A 23,851-nucleotide genomic window follows, 5' to 3' on the forward strand; every position below is an offset into this window, starting at 1 on the left:
AACCGGTCCGGGAGAATTGCAATTAACGCGCGTAGACCGGGTACTTGTCGGTCAGCTTCTTGACTTCGCCCTTCACGCGCTCGATGGTCGCGGCGTCGTGCGGGTTGTCCAGCACGTCGGCGATCAGGTTGCCCACGGTGACCGCGTCTTCTTCCTTAAAGCCGCGAGTGGTGAAGGCCGGGCTGCCCAGGCGGATGCCCGAGGTGACGAATGGCTTCTGCGGGTCGTTCGGGATGCCGTTCTTGTTGCAGGTCATGTGAGCCTGGCCCAGGATCGCTTCCGCTTCCTTGCCGGTGAGGCCCTTGGCGCGCAGGTCGACCAGCATCACGTGCGATTCGGTACGGCCCGACACGATGCGCAGGCCGCGTGCAATCAGGGTTTCAGCCAGGGCTTTCGCGTTCTTGACGACCTGCTTCTGGTATTCCTTGAACTCCGGCGACAGCGCTTCCTTGAACGCGACGGCCTTACCGGCGATCACGTGCATCAGCGGGCCGCCCTGGATGCCAGGGAAAATCGCCGAGTTGATGGCCTTTTCGTGCTCGGCCTTCATCAGGATGATGCCGCCGCGCGGGCCGCGCAGCGATTTGTGGGTGGTCGAGGTGACGAAGTCGGCAAACGGCACCGGGTTCGGGTATTCACCGGCGGCGATCAGGCCGGCGTAGTGGGCCATGTCGACCATGAAGTAGGCGCCGACGTCCTTGGCGACCTTGGCGATGCGCTCGAAGTCGATGCGCAGGGCGAATGCCGACGCGCCGGCGATGATCATCTTCGGCTTGTGCTCGTGCGCCTGCTTTTCGAGCGCTTCGTAGTCGATGTCTTCTTCTGGGGTCAGGCCGTACGAGACGACGTTGAACCATTTGCCCGACATGTTCAGCGACATGCCGTGGGTCAGGTGGCCGCCTTCGGCCAGCGACATGCCCATGATGGTGTCGCCAGGCTTGAGCATGGCGAAGAACACGCCCTGGTTGGCTTGCGAACCCGAGTTCGGCTGGACGTTGGCGGCTTCGGCGCCGAACAGTTCCTTCAGGCGGTCGATCGCCAGCTGCTCGGCGACATCGACGTATTCGCAGCCGCCGTAGTAGCGCTTGCCTGGATAGCCTTCGGCATATTTATTGGTCAACTGCGAGCCCTGCGCTTCCATCACGGCCGGCGAGGTGTAGTTCTCGGAGGCGATCAGCTCGATGTGGTCTTGCTGGCGAACGTTTTCTTTTTGAATTGCATCCCACAGTTCCGGGTCGATATTGGCGAGCGTATGATCTTTGGCAAACATGTAAAACTCCAATCGATAGTAATCCAGGCAACTGGTGGCATGGGAAGGCGGGAGCCGGGGCGGGCCGTAGGCACGGGCGCAGGCAGCCGCGATCGAACGCGTACCGGTTGATGGCTGCCCAGGCGAACGGCGTATGGCGTCTCACGTTCCCCGGTGGGTACCCACCTTTGCCGCGCCGTGCATCCGAATGGTGCGCACACGCGGTGTTTCGCCAGTTACGTGAGACGTAAGGACTCCAAATTGTACTGAACTCCCCATCGTAGGGCAAGGAAACCGCTGTGCCGGCCGAGAAAGCGCCGCCCCCAGCGGACTCATGGTCGTTTCGGCTACAATTTTACGGTTCGGCAGTGCGCCTTGCCTCTCCCGCCTGTCACCCTGTTGCCACCCAAGGACCCATCATGAACGTCTTCATCACCGGCGCATCGGCCGGCTTCGGCGCCGAAATGGCGCGCACTTTCGTCTCCCACGGCCACCGCGTCGTCCTGGCCGCGCGCCGTACCGACCGTATCGCCGACCTGGCGCGCGAACTGGGCGAGGCCGCCCTGGCCGTGACCCTGGACGTCACCAGCCGCGCCTCGATCGAGGCCGCCCTGTCGGGTCTGCCGCCCGAGTGGAAACAGATCGACGTACTGGTGAACAATGCCGGCCTGGCGCTGAACACGGCGCCGGCCTACGAGGTGCCGCTGGAAGATTGGGACACCATGATTGCGACCAACTGCCAGGGCCTGGTGACCATGACCCGCGCCGTGCTGCCGGACATGGTGGCGCGCGGCAGCGGCCTGGTGATCAATATCGGCTCGGTGGCCGGCCACTACCCTTACCCGGGCGGCAATGTGTATGGCGCAACTAAAGCCTTCGTCGAGCAGTTCACGCTGAACCTGCGCGCCGACCTGGTCGGGACCGGCGTGCGCGCCACCAATATCGCGCCGGGCCTGTGCGGCGGCACCGAATTCTCGAACGTGCGCTTCAAGGGCGACGACGACGCCGCGGCCAAGGTCTACGAAGGCACGCAACCGCTGACCGCCAAGGACATCGCCGATACCGCCTTTTGGATCGCGACGCTGCCGCCGCACGTCAACGTCAACAGCATCGAGCTGATGCCGACGTGCCAGGGCTTCTCGCCGTTCGCCGTGCGCCGGGGTTAATCGACCCCCATACCTAACCAGGAAGACCAATCCCCCACCTATCATTTGTGAGAAAGTGTTACAGTGATTGGTCTTTTAACTACGTTTCAAGTCTACTACTGCTCAAAAGCACGACCCCGTGCTATCAGTACGTAAAACTTTTCCACTTTCAACGTACGTCAGCGTACATATTAAAGTGGAAAGTCGCGTAAAATATTTCCCGTTTTCATTAATTCGGCAACAAAGAATGCCTTCAGTGTACAACTGGCCAGTCAGGGTTTATTACGAAGATACCGACGCCGGAGGCATTGTCTATCATGCCAACTACCTGAAGTTCTTCGAGCGCGGCCGTACCGAGTTCCTGCGCGCGCTCGGGATCGAACAACAAGCGCTGATCGACGTCGACCATACGGCCTTCGTCGTCAGGAGCATGACCCTCGATTACCGCTGGGCCGCCCGTCTCGACGATGAACTGAGCATCCGCACCAGCGTGGCGAAAGTGGGCGGAGCCTCGGTGCAGTTTCTCCAGGAAGCATGGTGCGGCGAGGTGCTGCTCAATTCGGCCAACGTGAAAATCGGCTGTGTTGATGTAAGAACCACTCGCCCCCGCTCCCTGCCAGACGACGTGGCTGCTAAAATGCGTGCCGCCTGATATTTACACAAATAAGCTTACGATGACTGCAACCCACGACCTTTCGTTTGTCTCCCTGATCGCCAATGCCCATATCCTGGTGCAGCTGATCATGGCCTTGCTATTGTTGCTGTCGATCGTGAGCTGGACTTATATCTTCCGCAAGGTGTTCGCGATCCGCGCCGCCCGCGCGCAGACCGAGCAGTTCGAGCGCAGCTTCTGGGCCGGCGGCAACCTGCACACCCTGCACCAGAGCGCCAGCAGCCAGCGCGACCAGAGCGGCCCCCTGGCCCGCATCTTCGAAGCCGGCATGGGCGAATTCATCAAGGGCAAGCAGGCATCGCGCGAAGCGCTGGACATGAACTCGGTGCTCGACGGCGCCCGCCGCGCCATGCGCGCCTCGTTCCAGCGTGAACTCGACACCCTCGATTCGCACCTGAACTTCCTGGCCTCGGTCGGTTCGGTCTCGCCGTACATCGGCCTGCTGGGCACCGTGTGGGGCATCATGAACTCGTTCCGCGGCCTGGCCAGCGTCGAGCAAGCCACCCTGGCGGTGGTCGCTCCCGGCATCGCCGAAGCGCTGATCGCGACCGCGATCGGCCTGTTTGCCGCAATCCCTGCCGTGGTCGCGTATAACCGCTTCACCCACGACATCGACCGCCTGGCGAACCGCTTCGAGAGCTTCGTCGAAGAATTCTCGAACATCCTCCAGCGCCAGTCGCGCTGATCCGCCCACGAGAACCGGGAGAGCATCGGGATGTCATTTTCCAGCAGCATGCGCGGCGGACGTCGCCGCAAGTTCAAAGCCGAGATCAACGTCGTGCCGTATATCGACGTGATGCTGGTGCTGCTCATCATTTTCATGGCGGTGCCTGCGAATGAAGCGCCGAGCGTCGTCAATCTGCCGCGCGCCGAGAAATCCGCGCTGCCGCCGGACACGTATATCCAGATTTCCATCGAGCCGGGCAACAAACTGTCGATCGGCGTGCACGGCAAGGTGAAGGTCGCCCAGGACGAAGTGGCCGACCGCTCCGCCCTGCTCCAGCGCCTGCGCGCACTGCACGAAGAGAATCCGGACTTTCCGGTCCTGATTGCAGGCGACCGCGACAGCAAATACGACGACGTGATCCAGCTGATTTCGGAAGCCAAGAAGATGGGCATCAACCGGGTCGGCCTGGCCACCCAGTGACGCCGAAGATATGACCGCAAAGAAGTCAGCCAACGACGGCTCGCCCTACTACGTGCCGCCAGAACCGAAACCACTGCCATCGTTCCTGCTGGCGGTGGCGGTGCACGCGGCGCTGCTGGCCTTCCTGGCGATCGGCGTGAGCTGGCAGAAGGTCAATCCGGTATCGGTCGAGGCCGAGGTGTGGGATATGTCGGTGCAGACCGCCGCGGCGCCCGAATTGCCGCCCGAGCCGGCGCCGGAACCCGAGCCGCAGCCCGAGCCTGCGCCGGAACCGCCGCCGCCTCCTCCTCCGCCGGAGACGGTGGTGGAACGCCCTGCGCCGACGCCCGATCCTGAGATCGCGTTGCGCGAGGAAAAGAAGCGCAAGGAAGAAGAAGCGAAGAAGGCTGCTGCCGAAGAGAAGAAGCGCAAGGAAGCCGAGGAGAAGAAGCGCGAGGAAGCCGCAGAGAAGAAACGCGAAGAAGCTGAACAGAAGAAGCGCGACGAAGCCGAGAAAAAGAAACTCGAGGAAGCCGAGCGCAAGAAAAACGAAGCCGCCGAGAAGAAGAAGGCCGACGCGGCTGCTGCCGAGAAGAAGAAAAAGGAAGCCGCTGCCGCCAAGGCCGAAGCCGCCAAGCTGGAGAAATTCCGTCAGGAAGAACTCAAGCGCATGGCGGGCGCCATGGGCAGCACCGGCACCGCTGTGAAATCGACCGGTCCGCGCAGCGATGGCGGTTACATCGCCGCGATCACCGCCGCGATCAAGAGCGCGACGGCCTATCCGGGCAATACCGACGTGGCCGGCAATCCGCGCGCCACCTTCCGGGTGGAGCAATTGCCAACCGGCGAAATCATGTCGGTACGCCTCGTGAAAAGCAGCGGTGTGCCAGAATTTGACAGAGCAGTGGAAAATGGTATCAAGAAAGCATCTCCACTTCCCAAGAAGAAGGACGGGACCGTGGAGCGTACGCTTGACGTGAATTTCTCGATGAAAGATTACGATTGATTCGGTTCGAACCAGTTTTACTAGAGACACCATGAAAAAACTTCACATTTTGCTGTTCAGCGTTTCCCTTGCGATAGGGACTACAGCCAATGCGCAGATCCAGATCGAAATCGCCGGCGTTGGCAGTAACCAGATTCCGGTGGCCATCGCCGCCTTTGCCGACGAATCCGTTGCTCCTGACAAGGTCTCGGCCGTCATCCGTGCCGACCTCGAGCGCAGCGGCGTGTTCAAGGTCATCGACGCCGGCCAGGTGATCAGCGATGCCGACGTCGGCAAGGTCAACCTGGGCGCATTCAAGGCCAGTGGCGCAGACGCGCTCGTGGTCGGCAGCGTGGCGCGCCAACCGGACGGCCGCTTCGCGATCCGCTACAAGCTGCTCGACACCGTCAAGGGCGGCGAAATCTCGCAGCTGGGCGGCGAAGTCCAGCCCCGCTACACCCGCCTGCAGGCGCACCGCATCGCCGACGACGTCTATGAAAAGCTGACCGGCGTGCGCGGCATCTTCTCGACCCGCATCGCGTATGTGAAGGAAGACCGCGCGGCGAGCCGCTTCGCGCTGGCCGTGGCCGACGCCGACGGCGAGAACGAGATCATCGCCACCCAGGGCAAGGAACCGATCATTTCGCCGGCCTGGTCGCCGGACGGCATGAAGGTCGCCTACGTCTCGATGGAAAACCGCAAGCCGGTGGTCTATCTGCAAGACCTGATGACCGGCCGCCGCAACGTGATCTCGAACCAGAAGGGCAATAACTCCGCGCCTTCGTGGTCGCCGGACGGCTCGACCCTGGCCGTCGCCCTGTCGCAGGACGGCAATACGGAAATCTATACCGTCAATTCGAGCGGCAGCGGCCACCGTCGCCTGACCAATAATCCTGGCATCGATACCGAGCCGCAGTTCTCGGCCGACGGCCAGACCATTTACTTCACGAGCGACCGCAGCGGCGGTCCTCAGATCTACAAGATGAGCGTCTCGGGCGGCAACGCCACCCGCGTGACGTTCAACGGCAACTACAACATCAGCCCACGCGTGTCGTCCGACGGCAAGACGCTGGCCTGGATTTCGCAGCGCGGCGGCGCTTTCTCCTTATACGCGATGGACCTGGCAAGCGGCCGGGAACTTCGCCTGGCCGATGGGGCCACCGAACCGAGTTTTTCGCCTAACGGCAAGTACATCATGTATGCAACCAAGGGCGGCGGGCGCGTCTCGCTTGCAGTGGTGTCTGTGGATGGACGGGTCAAGCAACGCTTGACGACCAAAGCGGGAAACATTCGGGAGCCCAGCTGGGGTCCTTTCATGAAGTAAGAAGTAAAACCTTAACCAGAACAGGAGAAAATCCATGCGCAACTTCAAGAGTCTCGCCTTCATCGCTTCCGCTGCCGCCCTGCTGGCTGCTTGCTCGTCGCCAACCAAACTGGAAGAAACCCCAGTCGTTGAAAAGTCGCCAGAGCCAGCAGCACCAGTTGCTGACGCACGTGACATCCGCCCAGTGGAAACCGGCACCGTCGATCCACTGAACGATCCAAAAGGCGTCCTGGCCAACCGTAGCGTCTACTTCGACTACGACAGCTTCGTGGTCCGCGCCGACGGCCAGCCAGTGGTGCAGAACCACTCGGGCTACCTGACCAAGAACACCTCGCGTAAAGTCCTGATCCAAGGCAACACCGACGAACGCGGCGGCACCGAGTACAACCTGGCCCTGGGCCAGAAGCGTGCTGAAGCCGTCCGTCGCTCGATGGCATCGCTGGGCGTGTCGGAAGGTCAGATGGAAGCCGTCTCGCTGGGCGAAGAAAAGCCAAAAGCAACCGGCAGCAACGAAGAAGCCTGGGCTGAAAACCGCCGCGCTGACATCGTTTACCAGTAATCAATACGGCTGATTCAGCCGATTGACACGGGGCGGGACGCAGTGCAGACTGCTACCCGCCCCGTTTTATCTCAGCAACCGGTTTAGAAAGAGCAACGCTTATGATCAAACTGTCTCCGTCCCGCCTCGCCTGCCTCGTCCTGGCCCTGTGGATGCCGCTGCACGCCGTGGCCGGCCCGTTCGATGACGACGAAGCACGCAAGGCCATCCTGGACCTGCGCACCAAGGTCGACAACATCACGCGCGACCTGACCGCGCGCATCGACGGCAAATCGGACAAGACGGTCCAGATCGAGATGCTGAACCAGCACGAGCAGACCATGCGCGAGATCGCACGCCTGCGCGGCCAGATCGAAGTGCTGCAGAATGAATTGTCCAAGGCCCAGGAAAGCCAGAAGCAGCTGTACGCCGACCTGGACGCGCGCATGAAACGGTTCGAACCGCGCCAGGAAGTCATCGACGGCCAGACCGCCGAAGTGATGCCGACCGAGAAGACCGCCTACGAGGCCGCCACCGCCCAGTTCCAGTCGGGCGACTACAAGGGCGCCTCCGTCGCGCTGCAGGAATTCGTCAAGCAGTATCCGCAATCGGCCTACGCGTCGAATGCGCAGTACTGGCTGGGCAACACCTACTACGCATTGGGCGACTACAAGAAGGCCATCGCGGCCCAGCAGGTCGTGACCACCACCTACGCCGACAGCGCCAAGGTGCCGGACGCCATGCTGAACATCGCCAGCAGCTACGCCCTGCTGAAGGACAACAAGAACGCGAAGAAGTCGCTGCAGACGCTGGTGTCCAAGTACCCGGACTCGAGCGCGGCGCAGACGGCGCGCGATCGACTGGCTTCGCTGAAGTGATTGTCGGGCGTTAGCATCGCCCTGATCGGGCTCGGCAATTGACAGGCTCGAGGCCGGGCCCTATAATCTCGTTTCTTCGGGTCGTTAGCTCAGTTGGTAGAGCAGCGGACTTTTAATCCGTTGGTCGCGTGTTCGAGCCACGCACGGCCTACCACGAATTTGCAGTATCAAATGAAGGCGTTGCGAGCGATCGTAACGCCTTTTTTGTTTCTTCCGCAGCCCCTCCTCCTGCTGTGCCGTACCTGTGACGCGCAAAAGCCCATCCAATACCGCCGCGTGATACACCACGCGCGCCAGTGCGCGTATAGCTACCTCGTCTTAATCCGTTGGTTTCCTGAAGCAGCGAAGCTCCAACATTGCCGCTAAAGCTGCAGCGTGGCTCGACTTCGCATAGATTTGCGCCTTGTCATTGGCCACTCGCAATTAATGTCTACAGTCAAAAGCTCGCTGCAAGTCCAGACGTGCTTAGAGGAGGCGTTCAAGACGGACTGCGGCCAGACCAACTGATGCGCAAAACGATGACTGCCCTGCAATCACTGCTGGAAGCCCACCAACGTACCCGCCTGTTGCGCTTGTCGTTCCCGAAGAAGGATGGCCCTCAGGCCACGCTGATGGTGAACCGGTTCGAAGGCTCGGAATACCTGTCGCGCGATTTTGAGTTCAAGGTGGAACTGCTGAGCGACGATGCCCGGATAGCACTCGAGGCGATGCATGGCAAGTTGCTGTGCGTCTCGCTGGTGCAGGACGACGGCAGCCTGCGTCCATTCACCGGTTATGTCGCGGCATTCAGGCTGGTCAAAACCGACGGCGGCCTGGCCTTCTATGAGGCCGTCTTGAAGCCATGGTTCGCATACACACGTCTGCGCCGAAACAATCGCTTGTTCCATACACAAAACCTGAGCGAACAGGCCGAGACGATCTTCGCCGGCTACGGCAGCTTGCCTGAGTGGGAGTGGTCCGTCGCCGGCGAACAGCCACAGCGCACGATGGACACGCAATGGGACGAGACCGACCATAACTACTTATGCCGGCGCTGGGAAGCGGCCGGCTACAGCTATTGGTACGAGCATGCCAATGAAGGTCACGTCTTAAAGGTCTGCGACGACACGCGCACCTCGGAACCGATCGACGGAGCATCGCCCGGCATTCGCTTCCAGCGAGCAGGCGGCGCCACGGAAGAAAACGCGATTGGCGACTGGAGTCCATTGCGCCAGTGGGCTTCCAGTAAAGCGGCAGTGAGCGGCTTCGACTTCAAGAATCCACGCTCTGTACATGCAGACATTGTCACCGTCAACGAACAAGGTGATATTCCGCGGCTGGAAGTGCACAGTTACGAAGGGCATTACGGCTTCAAGCACCAGTCCGGCGCCGACCAGCTTGCACGCCTGCGCATGGAAGAAATCGAGGCCCGCGGCAAGATGGTTGAGGCCCAGGGTAACTGTCGGCGGGTCGCTGCGGGCCGATGGTTCAAGCTGCTCGACCATTTCGGCGAAAGCGGAGACGGCGAATTTCTGGTCCTGGAAGTGCATCACGAGGCCAGCAACAACTACCTGCAAGGCAAGGACGCTGAAGCGGAGTACAAGAACCGCCTGGTCTGCCAGAGCAAGTCCGTGCTCTGGCGCCCGGGACGCGGCTTCAACAGCACGGACACGAAGCTGCTGGCTCTGCAGACCGCCATCGTGGTCGGCGCGCAAGGCCAGGGCAGCCTGAACGTCGATCAGTACGGCCGCATCCAGATCAAGTTTCACTGGGACCGGGACGAAAGCGGTAGCTGCTGGGTACGAGTAAGCAGCAACTGGGCCGGCGGCGAGAAGGGTTTGACCAGCCATCCGCGGGTTGGATCGGAAGTGATAGTGCAATGGCTCGATGGAAATCCCGACCATCCCATCGTGACCGGCTCCGTATACAACCAGAGCTATATGCCGCCGTGGAAGCTGCCCGAACAGCAAGCGCTGATGGGGCTCAGAAGCCGGGAACTGAGCGCCACGGGTGGCAATACGCCCGGCGGACGCAGCAATCATCTGGTACTGGACGACACACAGGGGAAGATCCAGGCGCAGCTCAAGAGCGACCATCTGGCCAGCCAGCTCAGCCTCGGCCATATCAACCGTATCGACGACAACGCCGGACGCAAGGATGCGCGCGGCCAGGGCTTCGAGCTGCGCTCCGACGGCCACGGCGTGGTGCGCGCACAGCAGGGCCTGCTGCTCAGCACCGAAGGTCGCCCGAACGCCCGCGCCCATATCACCGACATGACGGAGACCCTGGCGCGTCTGGCCCAGGGCCATGAGTTGCACGACAGCCTGTCGCAGGCCGCACAGCAGGCGCAGGCGCACCTGCCAGGCGACCAGGACCAGGTCGTCGCCGCGCTGCAAGCGCAGGCCGACGCCATCAAAGGCCAGGGCGGCGCACCGGCGCAAGGCGAATTTCCGGAATTCCAGGCTCCTCACCTCACCCTGGCCAGCCCCGCCGGTATCGAGACCACCTCGCAGGGATCCACCCATTTGATGAGCGTGGAGCACACCGCCCTGACCAGCGGCGGCCATTCCAGCCTGAGCGCGGGCAAGAGCCTGCTCGTTAGCGTGAAGGAAGCGGTGCGCATGTTTGCCTACAAGGCCGGCATGAAGCTGGTGGCGGCCAGCGCCGACATTGACATCACCGCCTTGAAGGACAGCGTCAACATCTTGGCCAAGCTCAACATCACCCATACCGCCAATCGGATCACGATCACGGCAAAGGAAGAAGTGGTGATCAACGGCGGCACCAGCTTCAGCCGCTGGAATGCATCGGGAATCGTCCATGGCACCAGCGGCAACTGGCGCCAGCATGCGGCGCAACATAGCTTCGTCCCCGGCAAGAGCGAAGGCACGCCGACCTTGCCGCAGACCGTGCAACTGCCGCCGGGACAGCTTGCGCTGTACCACCAGTACGTGAACCTGGAGGGCGGCAGCAAGCAAGGCATCCAGGGAGGCGACTATACCGTCGTCGACGCCGAAGGTGGTGTCCACCAGGGGACACTCGATAGCAACGGATTTGCCAGCGTGGCCGGCCTGCCGATGGGAATGGCCACGGTCAGCTACGGCAAGGATCCACGCGATCCGTGGGATGAAGGCAGCTATTTCGGCCAGGGCACCGAATGGCCGGCCATGCCGCTGACCGAGGCTGCCCCCGATGCGACGGCAGGCAGTCTCAACGGCGCAGCCGGCATGGTCGGCGCGATTGCGCAAGCCGCGGAGCAAGCGGCAAGCGCGGTGCAGTCGCTGCCCAAAGGCGGCGCGCAAGCATTGCTGGCGTCGGTTGGACAGGCGGGCATGGCCGATGTTTTAGGCAAGCTTCCAGGGGGCGCGGCGGCCCTACATACCTACGGGGCTGTAAGTGCCGGTGAGCCTGCGGGTGCCGTCGCCTCTACCCTCAGCTTACCCGGATCGCTGCCGCGCATCGGCGCTGAAGTGCTGTCCTCGATCCCGAAAAAATCCGTCATATAAAAAGCCACCATGACCGAGACCAAGCAGCCCCCGCCCAAGCCCACTGAACGCGCGCCGGAAGTCGCAGTCGCCCCACTCAACACCATAGATCAGCAAGATGTCGGCGCCGGCGCCGCCGCCTTCGATAAATGGCTACGCAAGATCAGTAACGACTACGTCACGCTGGAGCGCCTGAGCACGGTGGCCGGCAGCCTGCCGGTGATCGGCAACATCATGGCGCTGGTCGACGCCATCATGGATATGGTTGGGGTGATCCAGAAGACCGTCAACAAGAAGGAAGTCGATTTCCTGCACTGGGTCAGCCTCGGCATCAACTTGATCGGCGTCGTTCCGGTGCCGCCGGCAATGGGTGCGGCTCGCATGAGCCTGCGCCCGGCATTGCACCTGGTCCGGCAAAAGCTGGCGTTGGGTGTCAAGGATCTTGGCAGCGCACTAATTGAAGTGCTGATCGTGCACCTCAACGCGAGGCTGGCCGGCGAGATCGAGACCTTTGTCGACAGCGCGATGGGGAAACTCGCGGGCATCCTCGACGATTGCGCCGATACTGCTGACGGTATTTCGAACGATCTGATCAAGATCCTGAACCGCTGCATCGGCAAGGAACCGCTGTTCGAAGTGGCTTCTCCGGCGGAAGTGGAGAGCAAGTTGCACGACCCCAAGGTAGAAAGCAGCTTGCGCCGTATGCTTGGCGCCCTTGGCCGACAATACAAAAATACCGCAAACTACGTTGCCGCAGCGGCGGCCAGCCACTTGCCGCAGAGCGCGGTCGCGGGTGTCACGGGTATCATCGGTCACCTAACGGACTTCAAGCCGGCGTTTCGCGGCAAGCTTGCCGCACTGGCCGACGAACAGGCGCAGATGAGCATCCGGTGGCTGCTAGTGCGGTTGCGCGACGCGGTCGTCAAGCACAAGCGAAGGCATCCGGCGATGGTCCCTTCCGCCAAGGGCGCGGACCACAAGAAGAACAACCCCGGCCACGAGTTGGGAGCGAGCGGCCGGCAAAGCCCGGCGAAGGGCGACGCCAATGCCTGCAAGCTGTGCCCTGCAAAAGGCGGCACCGCACACTCGATCAGCTTCGCCACCGGCGCCGAAACCTTCACCCATACCGATTTCGTACTGGATGCGCCGCTCCCCATCGGATGGAACCGCACCTACCGCAGCCAGTTGAGCGCCTATGACCGCGGCAGTCTCGGCGCGCGCTGGCTTACCCCGTACACCACCCGCATCGATGTCGTCGGCCAAGGCAAGCCCACCGCCCTGCTCTATCACGCCGCCGACGGTCGCAGCCACCGCTACCCGTGGCTGGGCATCGGCCAGCGGCACTACGATCCGGTCGAACAAATCACACTCACCCGCGTGAGCGCCGCCCTGCTCACGCTCGACTTCGGAATGCCGCTGCCCGAGGGCGAACCTAGTCCCTGGCGCGAAACCTATGAGCTGGTGGACACGGTACGCGCCAAGGCAGCCGACTTTGGCAAGGAGCATTTCCGGCTGATCGCGCTGCATTCCCGTGACGGTGCCGCCCTTGGCCTGCGCTACGATCACGTTGTCGCCAACGGGCCCTATGCCGGCGAGGAGGTGCTCAGCGATATCGTCAGCAAACAGGGCGAGACCATCGTCGCCCACGTCGGTACCCAGATCGATCCCGACAGCTGCCACATCCGCGCGCTGTGGGAAATCAAGGATGGCAAGCTGCTGCGCCAGCTTGCGGCCTACGACTACGACGACCACGGCGACCTGCTCCAAGCCCAGGACGAAAACGGCGCCGCCTGGCACTACCAGTACGACCGCCATCTCGTCACCCGCTATACCGACCGCACCGGGCGCGGCATGAACCTCGCCTATGACACCAGCATCGACAGCGGGCTTCACGCCAAGGCGATCCGCGAGTGGGCCGACGACGGCATCGACGACACCAGGCTGGAGTGGGACAAGAACATCCGCCTGACCTATGTCACCGACGCGCTAGGCCAAGAGACCCGCTACTACTACGACATCGCTGGCTATACCTACCGCACCGTGTATCCCGACGGACTTGAGGAATGGCTGTTCCGCGATGACGCCAAGAACGTCGTCCGTCATATTCATACCGACGGCAGCAGCGAGCATTATCGTTACGACGACCACGGCAACCTGCTCACCCACACCCGCGCGGACGGCAGCCAGGTCCACTTCGAGTATGACGGCCAGCACCATGTCACCGGCATCCGCGATGCCGAAGGCGGCACCTGGAAGCGCGACTACGATGCCCAGGGCCACCTGGTCGAGGAAATAGACCCGCGCGGTAACAAGACCCAGTACGCGTATGACAAGGCTGGCCAGCCTGTCGAAGTCACCGATGCCAAAGGCGGCGTGACGAAACTCATTTACTCTCCGGACGGCCAGCTCGCCGGCTATACCGACTGTTCCGGGCACAGCCGCCAGTGGGAATACGACAACCGCAAGCGCTTGGTCAAGAGCATCGACGCTGCCGGCAATGCGACACGTTACCGCTACACGCCGCTCGGTGCCGAAACGCTGGCGCAGGCGCGCGGTGAAGGCTCCGGCAGCGGGAATCATCCTGGTCAACTCGAAGCCGTCATCCATCCCGACGGCGCCGAAGAGCAATTTCGTCACGACGCCGAAGGTCGGCTGCTGGCGCACATCGACGCAATGCAACGCACCGTCTCCTACCGCTACACCGCGGCCGGGCTGATCGCCAAGCGCACCGACGCGTTGGGGCACAGTCTGCAATACCGGTGGGATGCGCTTGGCCGCTTGTCCGCACTGGAAAACGAGAACGACAGCGTCTACCGCTTCCAGTACGATCCGGTCGGACGCCTGCTGCGGGAACAGGGGTTCGACGGCAAGGCCACCGAGTACCGCTATGACGAGGCCAGTGGCGTGCTGGCGGAGACCGGCGAAGCCGGCGTAACTACGCAGCTCGAATTCGATCCCATGGGCCGGCTCGTGCAACGGCGGGCCGCAGCCCCTGGCAAGCTGGAGCAGATCGAAACCTTTGCCTACAACGCCAACGGCCAGTTAGCCGAAGCGAAGAACGAGCACGCCAGGCTGCAATGGTTCTACGATGACGCCGGCAACCTGGTACGCGAGCACCAGCACTATCAGGGCCCGTTCCATGCCGACAAGCGCACTGCCGTCTGGCACCACCACCATGACGAACTCAACCAGCGTATCGGCACTACGCGCCCCGACGGCCACCGCATCGAATGGCTGACCTACGGCGCCGGCCACGTGCATGGCCTTCTGCTCGACGGGCAAGAGCTCGTCACTTTCGAGCGCGACGCGCTGTACCAGGAAACCAGCCGCAACCAGGCCAATGGCCTGCAGCAGAAGATGAAGTACGACCCGGTTGGACGCCTGATCGAACAGCAGCTCGGTGCAATCGCGCTGGTCGGTCGGAAGGACCGGCATTTCTCCCCCGACCAGTACCGTCCCGACGTCCAGGTCGGCATGCAGGCCGCAATCGTGCGGCGCTACGGCTACGACCAGTCCGGCCAACTGACCAGCCTCGAAGACAACCGGCGCGGCCGCATCGAATACCGCTACGACGCGGTCGGACGGCTGCTGGCGGCGAACAGCGCACTGGGTCGTGAAACCTTCGCGTTCGATCCGGCTGGGAACATCCAGGCACCCAATACCGCGCAGCACGAGCCCATTAGGCGCCGTGTCCCACTGCCGAAACTGTTGGACAACCTGCTCAAGGAATATGCCGGTGTGCGATACCGCTATGACGAACGAGGAAACGTCGTGGAACGTACCCAGGACGGCCTCCGGTCCGAGTATGAATGGGATGCGTTCAACCGGATGACCCGCGCCACGACCTGGCATGGTGTCACTAGTTTTGCCTACGATCCGCTCGGGCGGCGCATCGCCAAGCACAGTGGTGTAATGAAGGGCACTGCCTTTCGGGAGACTGCCCGAACCATGTATGGTTGGGATGGCGACACGCTGGCGTTGGAAAGCAGCGTACACCAAGGCTATGCGGCGGACGAACGGACGGTGCACTATGTGTACGAGCGCGACAGCTTCGTGCCGCTGATGCAGGCTACCCGGAACCGAGCGCTTCGACTGGCGCCTATGACCGATGTCAAAGCGCTGATGACGGGCAACGACGGCAAGTACGACATCGCGCTCGATCCGCTATGGAACGGCGAGTTCGAGCAAGAAGCCGAGCCGTTCGGTAAGGATGAGATCGCCTTCTATCAATGCGATCATCTTGGTACGCCGCAGGAGTTGACTGATTGCGAAGGAACGGTTGCGTGGTCGGCTCAGTACAAGGCGTGGGGGCAGGCGAAGGAAGCGATCAGCGAGGCGGCGAGCAAGGCCGGGATAAGGAATCCGATACGGTTTCAGGGGCAGTATTTCGATGATGAAACGGAACTGCATTACAACCGGCATCGGTATTACGACCCGCTTAGCGGTCGCTTTGTAAGCAAAGATCCGATTGGATTGCTAGGTGGATTCAATACTCACACATATGCACCAAACCCTGTCCAATGGATCGATCCGCTGGGTCTAGCACCGAAGAAGCAGAATGCGTTAAAGAACGGTTGTGCCACCTGCGATCCATGTCAAGGCCGTAATCCTTCTGCCGTTGCACAGTCTTGGCAAGGTCGCGACCCGTACAACGGTGTGGACAGCTATAAAAATGTCGTCGTGAGAAAGGGCACCGTGCTTTATACCCTTTATCCGCATGGAGATGCTCCAGGAAACTATTTGGTAAAGTCTGAAGCAGTAGTAGGAGCCCGTAGTGCTAGGCAATACAATGACTCGGTGCAGGTTGCCCACAAGGGAAATTGGAAGAGCCGAGATGCACGTCCTATGCGCACCAAAGTCCACGGCTACGTTCTTACTAAGGATACCTGCATGGCAGTTGGTGTTGCAAAAAACAATCCAAACCTTGGAAAGGGTGGAGCCAAACAATATTTCATAGAAAATAAGGATAAACCAAACCTTGTAGATACAGGACGAATCATCGCGTACGGGAATTGAACATGCATACTGCAAAACTAGATTTAAAACACGGATTGATCTCACTTAATTTGACGCCCATAGCGGTTGACGAAAAAGGCGCTCTAACGGAGTCTATCGCAAGACTATGCTCACCGCCCACTCGAACAGATGAAGGGCAAACACAATATCGCTCATTAAAAAAAATTAGCATTTTCGGACGATCGGCCGATATCGTGATTGAAGTCGACACTGGAGTAGTGTGCGCAATAACTTTTCTATTTGACCTTATCGAATTTTTCGAATCTAGCGTTCTTGAGTCAAAGATATTAAAAGCATGCGAGAAATCTTTAAATGTAAAATTCATAAGCGACCATCCAAGCTCTGCCTTTTTAGAGCCCTGTGAATGGGGTCAGGCAATATTTTTTTATGATGCCAAGCAAGGCGATCTAAGTTTCGACATTACCTTTGAGCGGACCCCGGGCAAACCCACCTCACGGTCATAAATGGGGGCCAGGTCTGAAATTTGGGCACGGCCTGAACTGATTCACTGAGGACCGTTGCAGAGACCGTGTTCGAATGTCAATCCTGCCCAGTCACTCCCGAACAATTGAATTTTGTTCGAAAGAAGCTAACCGCTTACTTGGAGCAGGCTGAAAACAATCTCGGATCCATTCCGCTTTCCGATTTAAATAGTTTATCAAGGCTAGCTGTAGAATGTTGGCCGCTTTCTATTCCTGCCGGTGAAGCGGTTATAGTCGCAGAACAAGCAATGAGAAAGATAGCGGAAAAATAAAAAGATTGACTCTAATTGCGGAGGCCGTGCCGAATGTCAGACCGGACCCGCTTACGCAGAGACAGGCAATGACTAAATTACAGAAATTCAGACATATCGAACTAGACCCGAGCTACGACAAAACACAGAACCCGAAGCGATTAACCGTGAGGGAACTACTGCCAGTTGGGGCATCATGGGAACACAATGGACAAAAATATGAAGTGCTGAAACCATGGGGAGTTCTCGCCGTGCCGTTAAACGATTTCCGCAGCATTGCCATTGTGGAGGGACCATTCGAAACGGGACAAAAAAATCATGCTTACGTCATGAATGCGAACGGAAGTGTTCGCCTTGAAATAGACAAGCCAAGAGAATTAATCACTTCGTCATTTTACGATGTTTATTATGTTGCCAGCGCGCTTTGCTTCTTCTTATCGGGATCATCAGGTGACTTTCGCTTATCAATAAATGAAATTGACGGGACGATTTTCAAAATCAGTCCGAGCCGATGATCGTGTCGTCAGTTAGATCTCCAAGCGGTAATACAATGGGTTTTGAAGGTGTGAGCGAGATATGCGAGCGGTACAGGCAGGAGATCTGGCAACCGTTCCGCTTCTAGGGGCAGTACTTTTATGAAGAGACCGGACTGCATTACAACGGATACCGTTACTACGATCCCGATACGGCGCGATGTCTACGCGGTTCCCGATTAGGTTGGTGGGGGGCTTCCATATATATTCGAACACACGTAACCCAACTGGTTGGACTGCTGCCCTTGGTCTGTCTGGCAGTTCCTCCCAGCGCAGAAATAAAAAGCGAGCGCAAGCCGAAAGCGGCAATGTGGCTTGCCCCACGTGTTGTCCGTGTCCGTCGACACAAGGAAGCATTGATACTCCTGATGGTCCTGCGTTGCAGAGTAATGCGCCTGAAGCTTTGGCAGCAATAAAGCATGTGCAAAGTGGGGCTTCATGAGGCAGTCGAACTCGTGTCGTACTGTCCAATCTACTGACGTCACTGATTCTATTGGAGAGCCGAATGTCATTGAAAATCATTACAGTCGGAGACAAAACCGATCACGGCGGCACAGTGATTAGCGGTTCACCCAAGCACGACATCAGGGGAAGAGCGATAGCCCGGTTGGGTGACAAAGTAGACTGCCCGCTGCCCTATCCCGGTGGCAAACCGCACGGTGTCAACAAGATCATTACTGCCCACGAAACATTGACAATCGACGGGATGCCCGTTGCGGTCGAGGGATGTATGACGGAATGCGGGTGCAAGTTGATCGGCAGCTTGCCTACGACGGTCGGTTGATGACCTTGCGAGGTGTTGACTTGTCGATCTAAGACTAGCAGCGTGACGTAGCGCCCCTTGCAGGCCAAGGGTAGACATGGCCGACTCAACATCTGCCGTACTTGTGATGCGACTCCTGATAGGCTACTATTCCCTCCCCTTGGCTTAGCGCTGGTTCGAGCCCAGTTCGCGGCCCACCGAAGATTCAATAGTAAGAACGTCAGCCTTCAGGCTGGCGTTTTTGTTCTCGGCTTATTCTTGCCCCTCCCCTTTCGCTCAACGACGACCGCCCCATGACATACGAAGACTTTCTCGATGAAGTAACAACCCTGCTCACCGAAATCTACAACCTCGACGACGAGGCGGCGATCAAACTGGTGGTCGATGCGCAGGACGCAGAGTACTTCGTCGCGCACGACGACAAGGAAGAACTGCGTACGGTCGCCCAGGCCAAGCTGGATGCCGTCGCGCTGTACGAAGCCAAGCAGAACCGCAACCAGACGCAGCGCAAGCAGCAGCAGCGTCAGGTGCAGAAGAAGAAAGCCCCCTGAGCCCGGCCTGAGCTGGAGGAACGCCCCATGACGATGGACTTCGCCGAGCGCATGACTGTCGATGGCCTCGTCTATTCGATCGACACCTTTGCGCTCGAGCCATATCGCAAGTCACTGGCTTCGCCGCCACGCTTCAAGCCCTGGCCCGGCTGTTCGAATGGCTATTACGGCACCTGGGAAATCCGGGAATGCGGCCATGAGCGCATCTTGTACCTGACCGGATTCAACCCGCAAATCGGTCTATCGCTACTCTTTCCGGACGATGTAGTACCACTCGCCGCGACCTGGTTCAGCGGCATCATCCGCGGCTGGCACGGCGAGCGCCGCCGGACCGGCTACCCGCCTCGGAATATCTACCCGGACGAGATCTATGTCGAGATCGCCGCCGGCAGGGTCGTGCGCGAATGGATACTCGACCTGCGCGCGGTGCCGGACCAGACCGAGGAAGAATGGCGCCAGTCGGTACCCTCCTTCCTGTGGCAGTTCTATCCCCAACCGGCGCCTGGCTAGCTACGCCGCTTCCGCTGCCGGATGCGCCTGCTTGCGATACAAGAACTCCAGCACCGCCTTGCGATGCTCGGTATAGCGCGCATCCTGCGCCAGCGCGACCCGATCGCGCGGCCGCTCCAGTCCCACCTCGACGATTTCACCGATGGTCGCAGCCGGCCCATTGGTCAGCATCACGATCCGATCCGACAGCAGCACCGCCTCATCCACATCGTGCGTCACCATCACCACCGTGGACCTGGTCGCAGCCACGATCTTGAGCAGCTCGTCCTGCAAATGCGCCCGCGTCAACGCGTCGAGCGCTCCGAACGGTTCATCCATCAACAACACCTTCGGCTCCATCGCCAGCGCCCGCGCGATGCCCACCCGCTGCTTCATGCCGCCCGATATCTCATGCGGCCGCTTCGCCTCGGCACTGGTCAGGCCCACCAGCGCCAACGCCGCCATGGTCCGCTCGCGCAGTTGGACCCGCGTCTCGGCGCCGCCAAACACCCGCTCGACCCCGAGATGGATATTCTCGTAGCAGGTCAGCCACGGCAGCAGCGAGTGATTCTGGAACACCACCGCCCGCTCCGGCGACGGCCCGGCGATCTCGCGATTCGCGCACAGCAGCACGCCCGCCGTCGGTTTCAACAAGCCGGCGATCAGGTTCAGCAAGGTCGACTTGCCGCAGCCCGAGTGCCCGATCAGCGTGATGAACTCGCCCTTGCGCACTTGCAGGTCGATCCCCTGCAGCGCCTGGAACACGCCCTTCTTCGTATGAAACGCCATCTCCACGCCGGTGATGTCGATGAATTTGGTTTGAAGGTCATCCATGATCGCGCTCCTTAATCAGTTAGCCACTTGTTCGTGCGTCAGTGCCCGCGCCAGCGCCACCAGGGCCTGCTCGAGCAGCAGCCCCACCACGCCAATCACGACGATGGCGATGATGATGTTCGCCACGTTCAGGTTGTTCCACTCGTCCCACACCCAGAAGCCGATGCCCACGCCGCCGGTCAGCATCTCGGCCGCCACGATCACCAGCCATGCGGTGCCGATGGCGAGGCGCACGCCGGTCAGGATGTACGGCAGCGCCGACGGCAGCAGGATCTTGGTCAGGATCTTCCACTCCGACAGGTTCAGCACACGCGCCACGTTCATGTAATCCTGCGGCACGCGCTGCACGCCGACCGCCGTATTGATGATCATCGGCCAGATCGAGCAGATGAAGATCGACCAGATCGCCGCCGGATCGGCCGACTTGAACACCAGCAGGCCAATCGGCAGCCAGGCCAGCGGCGACACGGGTTTCAGCAGGCTGATGATCGGGCCGAACATGCCGTTCACGAACTTCACCCGCCCGATGATGAAACCCAGCGGAATGCCCACCAGTGCCGCCAGCCCGAAGCCCACGGCCACGCGCTTGAGCGATGCCAGCACGTTCCAGCCGATGCCCTGGTCGTTCGGGCTGTTGTGATAGAAGGGATCGGCGAACAGCTTGAGCGCTTCCTGGAAAGTCACCAGCGGCGACGGGAAGGTCTCGTTGCGGGTCGCGATCAGCTGCCACACCAGCACCACGAAGGCGATGCCCACCACCGGCGGCAGAACCGCCTTTACCGCCCTGGCGAACGGCTGCGCGCCGCGCACGACGGGCGCCGGCTTGCGTGCAGGAGGCGTGGCACTGGCGGCAGGCGCCTCGACGGCAAGCGGCAACGTAACAACGGTCGCGCCGCCACCTGCAGGCGCATGGTGCTCGGATTTCAGGATAGCGTTCATGGCATTCCCCTATTCAGACAAGATGACAGCAAATGAAAATCAGACCCTGACCTTGAACGAGGCGGCGTAGGCTTTCGGGTCCTTGCCGTCCCATACGGTGCCGTCCATCAGCTTCGAGCTGCGCATCGGACTCGCAGGCACCGGCGCCTTGGCCAGCGTCGCCGCATCCTTGTACAGCGCGACCTGGTTGACCGCGCTCGCCACGGCCAGGTAATCGGGATCCTGCTTGAGCAGGCCCCAGCGGCGATGCTGGGTCATGAACCACATGCCGTCCGACAGATACGGGAAGTTGACCGCGCCGTCGTTGTAGAACTTCATGTAGTTCTGGTCGTCCCAGGTCTTGCCAAGGCCGTTCTGGTAGCGGCCCATGATGCGCTGGTCGATCGCGTCCTTGCTGGTGTTGACGTACGACTTGGCGGCGATGACCTCGGCCATCTTGTTCTTGTTGGCCATCGAGGCGTCGATCCAGCGGCCGGCCTCGATGATGGCGGCCATCATGGCGCGGCAGGTGTTGGGGTGCTTCTTCGCGAACTCCAGCGTCGAGCCCAGCACCTTCTCGGGATGGTCGCGCCAGATGTCCTGGGTCGTGATGGCGGTGATGCCGATGCCGTCCATGATGGCGCGGTGGCCCCACGGCTCACCGACGCAGAAGCCGTCCATATTCCCGACCCGCATATTGGCCACCATCTGCGGCGGCGGCACCGTGATGACCTTCGCTTCCTTCATTGGGTTGATGCCGTTGGCCGCCAGCCAGTAATACAGCCACATCGCGTGGGTGCCGGTCGGGAAGGTCTGGGCGAAGGTAAATTCGCGTTTTTCGGTGCGCATCACCTTGGCCAGCGACTGGCCATCCACGGCACCCTTGGTCGCCAGCTGCTTGGAGAGCGTGATCGCCTGGCCGTTATTGTTCAGGCCCATCAGCACCGCCATGTCCTTGCGCTGGCCGCCGATGCCCATCTGGACGCCGTACAGCAGCCCGTACAGTACATGGGCCGCATCCAGGTCGCCGTTGGCCAGCTTGTCGCGCACCCCGGCCCACGAGGCTTCCTTGCTCAGCACGAATTTCACGCCATACTTTTTGTCGAAGCCCAGCACCGAGGCCATCACCACCGACGCGCAATCGGTCAGTGGGATGAAGCCGATCTTGATCTCGGTCTTTTCCGGCTTGTCCGAACCCGCCGCCCACACGCCGCCCGTTGCCAGCCCCATCAAGCTTCCTCCCGCTACCAGACCTGCGCCATGAATGACCTTCCTGCGCGTGACGTCGACTTCGTCGACATCCGCCGCCGCTACGCTCTTCGCTTCAAGCTTCTGATTTTTCATCGCAATCCCAATGTAGTCAGGCAAAAAAAAAGACGCGTACCCGACATGAACGCATTCATGTTCCGGTAGACGTCGTTGTCTTGGTGGGCGCTGCCTTCGTTGGCGGCGCACGCAGCGCTCCATTGCGCTGATGATGATTACGCAATCTTCATGCCAGCGAGTACGCAGAGTGACGCGCCGTCATTTCGCACCGCCGGCGCACCGCGCGATGGCGGAAATGGCGCACTGCGATTGCGCAGCGCATCATTTTGGACGGGCTGTTGCGTCAACTCAGAGAACCTGCAAATACGCCCTTCTGCTACCGCATACGGCATGCTAGGATTGGTTGTTGCACTGAGAAAACATCCGTTGTCTCAATCGTGCGCCCCTTGTATATACCGGGCACACATGTAAAATAAATAACGTCCTGAACGCAGCCAGACTTGCAGGTCTTGCTCCCGTCCCGGATCCCGATTTCGAAGCTTTTGTACTGGCATCCGCATGTCACGCATCCACCGCCCGCCTCACTCCAGCCAGCGTCACCAGACCGACTTGGCGGGCCGGCGCAGTTGTCGGTAAATCCGCTTCCGCCGAGCGCGCACACGCGCCTGACCGGCGAACCATCTTCATATTTCGCCCGGCTCACGCCGGCCATTCATTGATTTGCCTGTCTCCATTCGAGACGGCGTTGGAGTTAACCATGAACACCGAACATACCGAACGCCACCATTCTTCGATCCATGCCGCCACCGCGGTCGACCGCAGCAACCCACGCGCGCCGAAGCGCGGCATCGCCAAGGACATCGTCTCCAGCGGCCGCCGCCTGCGCACCCGCATCGGCGTCATCGCCGCCGCCTGTATCGGCCTTACCGCGCTGCTGATCGCCTTCGAGTAAGTACACCGTGCCGCGTGCGGCCCGGTTGTCGGCTCGATGCCGGCTGGGCTATACTGCCCCGCATCATCGTCGATCGGGATCGCATGCAGTTCCAGGCCACACGTCAGCACGCACCTTATCGTGCAGCGAGCGCACCCCTGCGCCGGGTGCTGGCCTGCCTGTGCGCGCTGAGCCTTGCCCTGCAACTCGTGGGCGCCTCGTTCCACGATCATGACCTGTCCGAACAGCTGTCCGACTGCGTCAGCTGCCAGATCGCTTCCCATTCGACCGCCGACCTTCCAGCGGCATCGCCACAACTGCTGGCACTCTTCCTCGTCATCGCCTTCGTCCTTGCGCGCCTGCCGCGCCCCGCGCCGGTCGTCCTGCGCCGCTACCTGATTCCTTCCCGCCAGGCGCCTCCGCGCCACTGATCCG

The 23,851-nt window shown here is 60.7% G+C and carries 21 protein-coding genes, 1 tRNA gene and 1 riboswitch; of the genes, 18 read left to right on the forward strand and 4 right to left on the reverse strand.

The window, feature by feature from the left end:
• Window positions 1–22: 22 nt before the first annotated feature.
• Entirely contained in the window at window positions 23–1,270 is a 1,248-nt protein-coding gene (gene glyA, locus SOM28_RS19505; protein WP_320469133.1) for a serine hydroxymethyltransferase, read from the reverse strand.
• A 109-nt stretch (window positions 1,271–1,379) separates the two neighbouring features.
• A riboswitch (ZMP/ZTP riboswitch) is annotated at window positions 1,380–1,499 on the reverse strand.
• Between the two features lie 169 nt (window positions 1,500–1,668).
• Between glyA and SOM28_RS19510 the strand changes: the two genes are divergently transcribed.
• The 16 genes from SOM28_RS19510 to SOM28_RS19585 all read left to right on the forward strand — a co-directional run bounded on the left by SOM28_RS19510 (window position 1,669) and on the right by SOM28_RS19585 (window position 19,488).
• Window positions 1,669–2,415 carry an SDR family oxidoreductase gene (locus tag SOM28_RS19510; protein ID WP_320469134.1) on the forward strand — a complete coding sequence of 249 codons (747 nt, stop codon included), beginning with the start codon at window positions 1,669–1,671 and terminating at the stop codon, window positions 2,413–2,415.
• Window positions 2,416–2,641: 226 nt separating this feature from the next.
• Window positions 2,642–3,046 (forward strand): tol-pal system-associated acyl-CoA thioesterase, encoded by a 405-nt coding sequence (gene ybgC, locus SOM28_RS19515; protein WP_123068691.1) that lies wholly within the window; start codon window positions 2,642–2,644, stop codon window positions 3,044–3,046.
• A gap of 22 nt (window positions 3,047–3,068) precedes the next feature.
• A complete protein-coding gene (gene tolQ / locus SOM28_RS19520; protein WP_123068692.1) occupies window positions 3,069–3,752 on the forward strand; it encodes a protein TolQ in 684 nt (227 codons plus the stop codon).
• 30 nt (window positions 3,753–3,782) lie between these two features.
• Window positions 3,783–4,214, forward strand: a complete 432-nt coding sequence (locus SOM28_RS19525) for a biopolymer transporter ExbD (RefSeq protein WP_123068693.1) — start codon at window positions 3,783–3,785, stop codon at window positions 4,212–4,214.
• Between the two features lie 10 nt (window positions 4,215–4,224).
• The gene (gene tolA / locus SOM28_RS19530; RefSeq protein ID WP_320469135.1) at window positions 4,225–5,199 is read left to right on the forward strand and encodes a cell envelope integrity protein TolA; all 975 of its coding nucleotides are present in this window, start codon (window positions 4,225–4,227) and stop codon (window positions 5,197–5,199) included.
• A gap of 31 nt (window positions 5,200–5,230) precedes the next feature.
• A complete protein-coding gene (tolB, locus tag SOM28_RS19535) occupies window positions 5,231–6,502 on the forward strand; it encodes a Tol-Pal system beta propeller repeat protein TolB (protein WP_123068695.1) in 1,272 nt (423 codons plus the stop codon).
• A 34-nt stretch (window positions 6,503–6,536) separates the two neighbouring features.
• On the forward strand, window positions 6,537–7,061 hold the full coding sequence (gene pal, locus SOM28_RS19540; RefSeq protein ID WP_123068696.1) for a peptidoglycan-associated lipoprotein Pal: 525 nt from the start codon (window positions 6,537–6,539) through the stop codon (window positions 7,059–7,061).
• Between the two features lie 101 nt (window positions 7,062–7,162).
• Window positions 7,163–7,918, forward strand: a complete 756-nt coding sequence (ybgF, locus tag SOM28_RS19545) for a tol-pal system protein YbgF (protein WP_320469136.1) — start codon at window positions 7,163–7,165, stop codon at window positions 7,916–7,918.
• A 78-nt stretch (window positions 7,919–7,996) separates the two neighbouring features.
• Window positions 7,997–8,072: transfer RNA gene (locus SOM28_RS19550), tRNA-Lys, on the forward strand.
• A gap of 352 nt (window positions 8,073–8,424) precedes the next feature.
• The gene (locus SOM28_RS19555; protein ID WP_320469137.1) at window positions 8,425–11,403 is read left to right on the forward strand and encodes a type VI secretion system Vgr family protein; all 2,979 of its coding nucleotides are present in this window, start codon (window positions 8,425–8,427) and stop codon (window positions 11,401–11,403) included.
• Between the two features lie 9 nt (window positions 11,404–11,412).
• Window positions 11,413–16,398 carry an RHS repeat-associated core domain-containing protein gene (locus SOM28_RS19560; protein ID WP_320469138.1) on the forward strand — a complete coding sequence of 1,662 codons (4,986 nt, stop codon included), beginning with the start codon at window positions 11,413–11,415 and terminating at the stop codon, window positions 16,396–16,398.
• Window positions 16,399–16,400: 2 nt separating this feature from the next.
• Window positions 16,401–16,862: a hypothetical protein gene (locus SOM28_RS19565; RefSeq protein WP_320469139.1), complete on the forward strand. Its 462-nt coding sequence runs from the start codon at window positions 16,401–16,403 to the stop codon at window positions 16,860–16,862.
• A gap of 358 nt (window positions 16,863–17,220) precedes the next feature.
• Complete coding sequence (locus SOM28_RS19570) at window positions 17,221–17,646, forward strand: hypothetical protein (RefSeq protein ID WP_320469140.1); 426 nt, start codon at window positions 17,221–17,223, stop codon at window positions 17,644–17,646.
• Window positions 17,647–18,169: 523 nt separating this feature from the next.
• Window positions 18,170–18,448 carry a PAAR domain-containing protein gene (locus tag SOM28_RS19575; protein ID WP_320469141.1) on the forward strand — a complete coding sequence of 93 codons (279 nt, stop codon included), beginning with the start codon at window positions 18,170–18,172 and terminating at the stop codon, window positions 18,446–18,448.
• 272 nt (window positions 18,449–18,720) lie between these two features.
• On the forward strand, window positions 18,721–18,978 hold the full coding sequence (locus tag SOM28_RS19580; protein ID WP_123068712.1) for a hypothetical protein: 258 nt from the start codon (window positions 18,721–18,723) through the stop codon (window positions 18,976–18,978).
• 27 nt (window positions 18,979–19,005) lie between these two features.
• Complete coding sequence (locus SOM28_RS19585) at window positions 19,006–19,488, forward strand: hypothetical protein (RefSeq protein ID WP_320469142.1); 483 nt, start codon at window positions 19,006–19,008, stop codon at window positions 19,486–19,488.
• Here the strand turns inward: SOM28_RS19585 and SOM28_RS19590 are convergent, their stop codons facing one another.
• From SOM28_RS19590 to SOM28_RS19600, 3 genes are read right to left on the reverse strand one after another with little or no spacing between them, the layout of a single operon-like run.
• Entirely contained in the window at window positions 19,489–20,301 is an 813-nt protein-coding gene (locus SOM28_RS19590) for an ABC transporter ATP-binding protein (RefSeq protein WP_320469143.1), read from the reverse strand.
• Between the two features lie 15 nt (window positions 20,302–20,316).
• A complete protein-coding gene (gene ntrB, locus SOM28_RS19595; protein WP_320469144.1) occupies window positions 20,317–21,240 on the reverse strand; it encodes a nitrate ABC transporter permease in 924 nt (307 codons plus the stop codon).
• Between the two features lie 39 nt (window positions 21,241–21,279).
• Entirely contained in the window at window positions 21,280–22,449 is a 1,170-nt protein-coding gene (locus tag SOM28_RS19600; RefSeq protein WP_320469260.1) for a CmpA/NrtA family ABC transporter substrate-binding protein, read from the reverse strand.
• Window positions 22,450–23,242: 793 nt separating this feature from the next.
• On the opposite strand from SOM28_RS19600, the gene SOM28_RS19605 reads away from it, so the two are divergent.
• On the forward strand, window positions 23,243–23,437 hold the full coding sequence (locus SOM28_RS19605) for a hypothetical protein (RefSeq protein WP_123068704.1): 195 nt from the start codon (window positions 23,243–23,245) through the stop codon (window positions 23,435–23,437).
• 83 nt (window positions 23,438–23,520) lie between these two features.
• Complete coding sequence (locus SOM28_RS19610) at window positions 23,521–23,847, forward strand: hypothetical protein (protein ID WP_320469145.1); 327 nt, start codon at window positions 23,521–23,523, stop codon at window positions 23,845–23,847.
• Window positions 23,848–23,851: the final 4 nt, after the last annotated feature.

This window comes from Massilia sp. CFBP9026, assembly GCF_034045165.1.
In the GTDB taxonomy this organism is placed as follows: domain Bacteria; phylum Pseudomonadota; class Gammaproteobacteria; order Burkholderiales; family Burkholderiaceae_D; genus Telluria; species Telluria arenae.